Source organism: Bradyrhizobium sp. UBA2491, assembly GCF_002341725.1.
Lineage (GTDB): Bacteria > Pseudomonadota > Alphaproteobacteria > Rhizobiales > Xanthobacteraceae > Bradyrhizobium.
This window is the reverse complement of record NZ_DDOP01000057.1, coordinates 23,060-29,059: the sequence shown is the minus strand read 5'-3', so window position 1 is coordinate 29,059 and position 6,000 is coordinate 23,060. Positions and strand designations below refer to the sequence as shown.

The 6,000-nt window shown below is 65.0% G+C and carries 5 protein-coding genes; 1 reads left to right on the top strand and 4 read right to left on the bottom strand.

The genetic code is table 11. The features are described from left to right. The 3 genes from B2W55_RS18775 to deoC all read right to left on the bottom strand — a co-directional run. On the bottom strand, positions 1-180 hold a 180-nt coding region (locus B2W55_RS18775; RefSeq protein WP_291532266.1), incomplete at its 3' end, for an RbsD/FucU domain-containing protein. Between the two features lie 81 nt (positions 181-261). Continuing rightward, positions 262-2,646 (bottom strand): aldehyde dehydrogenase family protein, encoded by a 2,385-nt coding sequence (locus tag B2W55_RS18770; protein ID WP_024582344.1) that lies wholly within the window; start codon positions 2,644-2,646, stop codon positions 262-264. A gap of 1 nt (position 2,647) precedes the next feature. Next, positions 2,648-3,652 (bottom strand): deoxyribose-phosphate aldolase, encoded by a 1,005-nt coding sequence (gene deoC, locus B2W55_RS18765; protein ID WP_024582345.1) that lies wholly within the window; start codon positions 3,650-3,652, stop codon positions 2,648-2,650. Positions 3,653-3,934: 282 nt separating this feature from the next. Between deoC and B2W55_RS18760 the strand changes: the two genes are divergently transcribed. Beyond that, the gene (locus B2W55_RS18760) at positions 3,935-4,729 is read left to right on the top strand and encodes a DeoR/GlpR family DNA-binding transcription regulator (RefSeq protein WP_024582346.1); all 795 of its coding nucleotides are present in this window, start codon (positions 3,935-3,937) and stop codon (positions 4,727-4,729) included. An 80-nt stretch (positions 4,730-4,809) separates the two neighbouring features. On the opposite strand, the gene B2W55_RS18755 is transcribed toward B2W55_RS18760, so the two are convergent. Beyond that, positions 4,810-5,961 (bottom strand): substrate-binding domain-containing protein, encoded by a 1,152-nt coding sequence (locus B2W55_RS18755; RefSeq protein WP_024582347.1) that lies wholly within the window; start codon positions 5,959-5,961, stop codon positions 4,810-4,812. Positions 5,962-6,000: the final 39 nt, after the last annotated feature.

Sequence of the window (6,000 nt, the reverse complement as noted above, 5' to 3'; positions counted from 1 at the left end):
CTCGACCGCCTTGGCGGCGGTCACGTTGTCGATGCGGAGCAGTCTGCCGAGCGCGCTCTGGCGCGCGATCGAGTCGGCCGGAAAATTGGTGTCGCACACCACGAGGCGATCACCATGCCCCATCGCCCGCAGGGCATAGAGCACGTCGGCATTGAGCAGTGGATTGATGCCCTTGAGCATGTTGCGTCCCCTCCTTTGTCTTCCAAATCGCCGAACTCTTGTGGTTCGGGCCCCAATCGATATCACCGCAAGGTGACGTCACTAGTCACCATACGGAATCCAGATGTTTTTTACTTGCACCGCATGGCGGAGCAGGATCGGTCCTTCGCTCGCAGCCCTGTCATACCAGTCGAGCGCGAGGCCGTGATCGACCAGCGTGCGCTTGAGATTGCCGATCGACAGCCGTTCCGCCGCAGCCGACGCGGCCTGCGATCCGAACACCCAGAGCGCGTCGACATCGTCATGCTCGGCAAGCACCTTGACCAGCTCGGCGCGGTCGCCGGTGACGATGTTGAGCACGCCACCCGGCACATCAGACGTCTCCAGCACCTGGTAGAAGTCGGTCGCGGCGAGCGGATGCCGCTCGCTCGGCACCGCGACGACCCGGTTGCCCATCGCGATCAATGGCGCGACCAGGCTGATGAAGGCGAGCAGCGGCGCCTCGTCAGGACAGGCGACACCGACCACGCCGATCGGTTCGTGCATCGCGAGCGCCACGCCGCGCAGCGGCGGCGCGTGGATGGATCCTTCGAACTTGTCGGCCCAGGCGCCATAGCTGAACAGCCGCTCGATGCTCGCATCGACCTCGATGCGTGCCTTGGCGGCCGATGCGCCGGTCATGTCGGCGAGACGCCGGGCGAACTCGTCGCCGCGTGCAGACAGATTCTCGGCAAGATAATAGAGGATCTGGGCACGGTTATGCGCCGTCGCCCGCGCCCACGACTCGGCAGCGCGCGCCGCCGCCACCGCATTGCGGATGTCCTTGCGATTGCCCTCGCCGGCCTCGCCGAGCCGCCGGCCCTTCGGCGAGAGCACCGCGCGCGAATAATTGCCGTCCGGACGCACCTGCTTGCCGCCGACGAACAGCTTTGCGGTTCGATCGATCGGCGGCACGTCGAACCCGGCGCTGGCGCTGGAGGCAGTCGGCAGAGCCGGCGCCTTGGCCCGCACCTTGCGTCCGCTCCAGGCCTTCGGCTTCAGATACTCATACATCCCCTCGCGACCGCCCTCGCGGCCAAAGCCGGACTCGCGATAGCCGCCGAAGCCGACGCTGGCGTCGAACAGATTGGTGGCGTTGACCCAGACCACGCCGGCCATGAGTTTCGGCGCGATGTCGAGCGCGAGCCCGATCGTCTCGCTCCACACGCTGGCCGCAAGGCCGTAGCGCGTGTTGTTGGCGAGCATCACGGCCTCGTCCGGCGTGCGGAACGTCATCGCCACCAGCACCGGGCCGAAGATCTCCTCGGTTGCGACCGTGGCGGACGGATGCACATTCCAAAGTAACGTCGGCGGATAGAAGCATCCTTCCGCAGGGATCGGGCCGGACGCCTGGTATTTCTCGGCGCCCTCCTTCACCCCTGTCTCGACCAGCGACTTGATCCGCTCGAGTTGCACCGGGGCGACCACCGCGCCCATGTCGATCGCCTTGTCGAGCGGCATGCCGACGCGCAGCGTCTCCATGCGGCGGATCAGGCGCCTGCGGAAGGTCTCGGCAATGCCCTCCTGCAAGAGCAGCCGCGAGCCGGCACAGCAGACCTGGCCCTGGTTGAACCAGATCGCATCGACCACGCCTTCCACCGCGCCGTCGATATCGGCATCGTCGAACACGATGAACGGCGACTTGCCGCCGAGCTCGAGCGTCAGCGATTTGCCGGTGCCCGCGGTGGACTGACGGATCAGTCGTCCGACCTCGGTCGAGCCGGTGAAGGCGATCTTGTCGACGGGGCTTTCGACCAGCAGCGCGCCGGTCGCACCATCGCCGGTCACGACGTTCAGCACACCCGGCGGCAGGCCGGCTTCGGCAGAGAGTTCGGCGAACAACAATGCGGTAAGCGAGGTGAATTCCGCCGGCTTCAGCACCACCGTGTTGCCCGCGGCCAACGCCGGCGCGATCTTCCAGGCCAGCATCAGCAGCGGGAAATTCCACGGGATGATCTGCCCGATCACCCCAATCGGCACCTGGTCGGCGAATTCCCGCTCCTGCAACTGCGCCCAGCCGGCGTGATAGTAGAAATGGCGCGCGGCGAGCGGCACGTCGAGATCGCGGGTCTCGCGGATCGGCTTGCCGTTGTCGATCGCCTCCAGCACGGCGAACAGCCGGGCGTGACGCTGGAGCATGCGCGCCAGCGCATAGAGATGACGCGCGCGGCCGTGACCGCCGAGCTTGGCCCATGCAGCCTGCGCGGTGCGCGCGGCATTGACGGCGGCCTCGACATCGGCAGCAGCACCCTGCGCGATCCGCGCCAGCATCTTGCCGGTCGCGGGGTCGCTCGTCGTGAGATACTTGCCCGCATGCGGCGCGACAAACTTGCCGGCGATGAAATGGCCGAACGTGGCGCCGTGCCGCGCCAGCCAGGCGCGCGCCTCGCCATCCGCCTCGGGCGCGGGGCCATAGTCCATGGTCTCGAAATAATTTGCGACGCTCATCTCATCCCACGGGGTGGCGGTTGAAGGCCGAGTAGTGGCCGGTCACGTGATGCTCGAGCTGCCGCTCGATATCGGCAAGCAGGCTGGAGGCGCCGATCCGGAACAGGTCGGGCTCGAGCCAGTCGCGTCCCAATTCCTCTTTCATCAGGAACTGGTAATTGAGCACGTCCTTGGCCGTCGAGATTCCACCAGCCGGCTTGAAGCCGATCTTGTAGCCGGTGCGCTCCTGATAGACGCGGATCATCCGCAGCATCGCCAGCGTCACCGGCAGCGTCGCGTTCACGCCTTCCTTGCCGGTCGAGGTCTTGATGAAGTCGGCGCCGGCCATCATGCAGACCATCGATGCCTTGGCGACATTGCGCAGCGTCTTGAGGTCACCGGTGGCCAGGATCGTCTTCAGATGCGCGTTGTCGCAAACGGCGCGGAAATCCCGGACTTCGGCGTAAAGCGCCCGCCAATCGCCAGTCAGCACGTGCTCGCGCGTGATGACGATGTCGATCTCCTGCGCGCCGTCGCGCACCGACGCCTCGATCTCCTTCAGCTTCAGTTCATGAGGGACGAGTCCCGCCGGGAATCCGGTCGAGACCGCAGCAACCGGAATGCCAGATCCATCGAGCGCTTCGACAGCCGCGCCGACGAACCGATGGTAGACGCAGACCGCACCGGTATGCAGTTCACGTCCGGCAAAGCCGAGCTTCTCGACAATATCGGCGCGCAGCGGCGCCTTGGCCTTGGCACAGAGGCGCCTCACCCGTTCGGCCGTATCGTCGCCGTTGAGCGTCGTCAGGTCGATGCAGGTGATCGCCTTGAGCAGCCACGCCGCCTGCGCGTCCTTCTTGACCGTGCGCCGGCCCGGCAGGCTCGCGACCCGCCGTTCGGCGGCCGACAGATTGATCCTGATGTCGTCGACCCAATCCATCTCGAGCGCGCGGCCGCTGTTGCGCGGGAGCTGATGCTCTCCGCCAGGGGCGTGCGACTGCGCGGCGAATGCGGACGGATTCTGCATGAAGACGCTCTGCGTCATGGCGGCGCCTCGGCTCCTAGCGACTTGGGGTCCTCTTGGGGTCCTAGCGAATCGACGAGATCGCCAGATAGACTGAATGTGCTGATCGCAACATGTGATCCTCCCCTGAACTCGCTGCTGGGTTCACCGGTTGCCGCGGAACGATACCGTCCCGGCACCGGACCAACCCGGTCGATCTGATGTTATTATTGTAACAAAACGACGTTGATAAACTCACAACATTGTAAGATCATTGTCAATCGGATAAGCAAGCTCGGCGACAAAATGGCTGACATCTCGAACACACGACCAAACGAAACACGCGTCCAGCGCCTGCAAAGGCTGCGCCGGGCCGTCGAATCGAGCGGTACGCTGCACCTGAAGGACGCCGCCGAGCTCCTCAAGGTGTCCGAAATGACGGTGCGCCGCGACCTTGCCGGCCCGGAGGCGACCCTCGCTTTGCTCGGCGGCTACGTCGTCAATGCGGCGTCGCCGACCGGCATCAAGTACACGTTCGAGCAGGAGATCGACCAGCACACCCAGGACAAGCGTCTCGCCTGTCGCGCTGCGGCCGCCTCGATCAAGGCAGGCGACACGATCTTCATCGACTGCGGCACCACGATGCAGTCGCTGGCGGATTGCCTGCCCGAGGACCTGCCGCTCTCGGTGATCTGCTATTCGATGAACGTCGCGTCGATCGTGACGCACCGGCCCGGCACGCAGGTGATGCTGATGGGCGGGCTCTATCATCCCTCGTCGCAATCCTTTGCGTCGGACGACGGGCTGTCCTACCTGCGCCGGCTTGGGATCAACAAGGCGTTCATTTCCGCCGGCGGCGTGCACTGGACCCGCGGCGCGAGCTGCTCGAATTTTCACGAGGTCGCCGTCAAGCAAGCCGTGATCGAGACCGCGATGGAGAGCATCCTGGTGATCGACGCGAGCAAGCTCGGCAGTCTCAAGTCGGCATTCTTCTCCGATATCGGCGCGTTCTCGCGGATCATCGTCGGCGGCGCGGCGTCGTCGGACATGCGCAAGCACTTCCGCAGCCTTCCGGTCGAGTACGTAACCAGCGCCATCTGACCCGGGCGGGGGCTGGCTCGCCCGGGTCAGCTTCGTCCACGATGCACGCCGTTGCGACACCGCGCATCGCGGGCCAAAGATCAGTTGCAGGCAGGCTTCGCCTTGTTGCAGGCGTCGGTCAGTTCGGACGGCGGCTCCTTCTTGAACACCGTCTTGTAGGATTCCAGCACGTTCGACTGCGTCACCGGCAGCGACTGCACGCCGACCCAGGCCGGCGTTTCCTTGCCAAGCAGTGCGTTCATCATGGCCATCGCCTCCGCGACGCCCTGGTCATAGGGACGCTGCGACCCGGTCGCCTTCAAGGGGCCACCCTTGGCGATCTCGATCGCCGATTGCAGGCCGAGATCGACGGTCGTGACCGGAATGTCGATGCCCTGCGCGCGCATCGAGCTCAGCGTATCCAGCGCCGGCTGGTCCCAGACCGCGAACACGCCCTTGACGTCGGGATTGCCGGTGAGGAAGTCGCCCGCGATCTGCGACACCTTCGGTGGATCGGTGAAGTCGACTTGCTTCATCTTGATGTCGGGCCGGTTCTTCTGCATCCACTCGCGAACGCCCTTGGTGCGCTCGTTGGTGCTGAAATAGTCGACGCCGAAATTGACGAGACCGATGGTTGCGCCCTGCGCCATGCAGGACGCCAGGATCTGCGCCGCAATCTGGCCGTTGCCGAGATTGTCCGCCGAAATCATCGAGGCATACTCCTCGGGATGCTTCAGGCCGGTCGGAATGCTGTCCATCAGCACCAGCTTGATGCCGGCCTTGGCGACCTTCTTGTAGGTCGGCGCGGTCGCGGTGAAATCGACCGGGATCGAGATGATGCCATCCGGATGCTGCTGGATGGTGTTCTCGATGTCGGCGATCTGCTTGTCCACCTGATATTCAGCGGAGGCTACGCCCGTCACGGTCACGCCGTACTTCTTCAGCGTGTCGGTGATGCCCTGGATCTGCAGTTGCGCCCAGTCGAGGTTGACGGTCTGCATGGAGATGCCGACCTTGAAATGCTTCTCCCTGACCTTGGCGGCTTCGGCGTCCGACAGCGCCAGCACCTCGGGCGACGCGGCCTTCTCGCCATGCGGCCCCTGGCCGACGATCGATTTCGGCCCGAGCGTCGCGAGGTCGACGCCCTTGACGCAGGTTGCCGGCACTTCGGCTCGGGCCGAGGGCGCGATCGAGATGGCCGCCGCCGCGATCAGCACGGTCAATGGCAGGGTTTGTCGCAAGATTGGCTTCATTGTTTCCTCCCGTGTTTGGTCGCCGATTGACCGGAGGCC